This window comes from Photobacterium lucens (assembly GCF_009873615.1).
Lineage (GTDB): Bacteria > Pseudomonadota > Gammaproteobacteria > Enterobacterales > Vibrionaceae > Photobacterium > Photobacterium lucens.
Genome location: NZ_SSMG01000161.1, coordinates 1 through 1584 on the forward strand (window position 1 = coordinate 1; position 1584 = coordinate 1584).

Sequence of the window (1584 nt, forward strand, 5' to 3'; positions counted from 1 at the left end):
GGTACAGTGGGTGGTGACGTTAAGCCGGGCGATACCGTAACGGTTCACATTGGTAGCCATGATTACACAACGAAAGTAGGTGGCGATAAGACGTGGACGGTGGATGTTGATGGCTCTGCATTGGTTGAAAACAAAGGTCATGATGTGACTGCTAGCGTGACAACCAGCGATGAAGCAGGTCACCACGCTAGTGCTCATGATGATAAGCCATACGATGTGGACACGAGTATCAATGCTAGCATCACAATTGATACGATTGCCCATGATGATGTAGTGGATGCCACTGAATCACACCAAAAACAAACCATCACAGGTACAGTGGGTGGTGATGTGAAGGTGGGTGATACGGTTGAGGTCACCCTTGATGGCAAATCACTAGGCACAACCAAAGTTGTGCAAGGTGCGCATGGTTTAGTGTGGTCACTGGATGGTGTTGATGGTAATACGCTATTAACTGCAGGAGTGGACAAAGTAGAAGCGTCTGTAACAGCAGAAGATAAAGCAGGTAATACGGCAACAGCTCATACAACGCACGATTACTCGGTGAAAGTGGAAGCGGCGATCACCATTAATCCGATCACTGGCGATAACGTGATCACTCAAAAAGAAGGTCATGAGCCACAACTGCCTATCACAGGTACGGTGGGTAAAGACGTTGAGCCGGGTGATACGGTTACAGTTACTGTCAATGGTCACCAATACACGACGACAGTTACGTCAGATAAGACGTGGACAGTTGATGTGAAAGGCGACGATATCCTGCATGCTGATAAAGCGACAGCAACAGTCACCACCAGTTACGGTGTGGCTCATGAGGCAAGTGCTACTGCAGTAGAAGATTATCATGTTGCTATTGATGCAAGTATAACAATAACATCGATTGCACAAGACGATATTTTGACGCCAAGAGAAGCAAAATCTGAACATGTCGCTATTAATGGTGATGTGGGTAAAGATGTGAAAGATGGTGATCAAATATCGTTAACGGTTAATGGACATGAATATCATGGTGAAGCAAAAAACGGTCACTTTACTATTGATGTATCAGGTAAAGATTTACTCGATGATCCTGATCGTACCGTGGACGCACAAGTAATAACTAAAGATGAAGCCGATCATATTGCGATTGCTAACACGTCACATGTTTATGAAGTAGACGGGGTTGTTATACAAGGTGACAATGGTGATAACGTAATTGATGGGCAAAACGGCTCAGATATGTTGATTGGTGATTTAAAGCCACCACATGTAGAGCAAGAGCCTGTGAATGTGAACTATGTAATAGATATTTCAGGAAGTATGTATTACGGACGGATGTTAACGTTAGACTCAGTAAAAGGTCATGTAGCCCAAAGTTATCAGGTTTATGTAGGCTCAAACTCGCATTTGACGGCTGCTGATGGAACTCAGCTTTCGAATAAGCCTGGCTGGGTGACTGTAACTTACGACCAATTAAAAGCGGGTGTTCAGTATGATGCTGGTTCACGTAGTTCTATCGATATTAAAGCATCTGATGGTGAATATTTCTGGGCAAAATTTGACGACCAACCATCTTTGATGGATATCATGAAGCAGTCATATCAG

1 protein-coding gene is annotated in these 1584 nt (G+C 44.1%); it reads left to right on the forward strand.

Translation table 11 applies throughout. The annotated features are described in order from the left end of the window. Nucleotides 1–1584 (forward strand): Ig-like domain-containing protein (locus E5A76_RS07395; RefSeq protein ID WP_161118537.1); only part of this gene is annotated, 1584 nt, incomplete at both ends.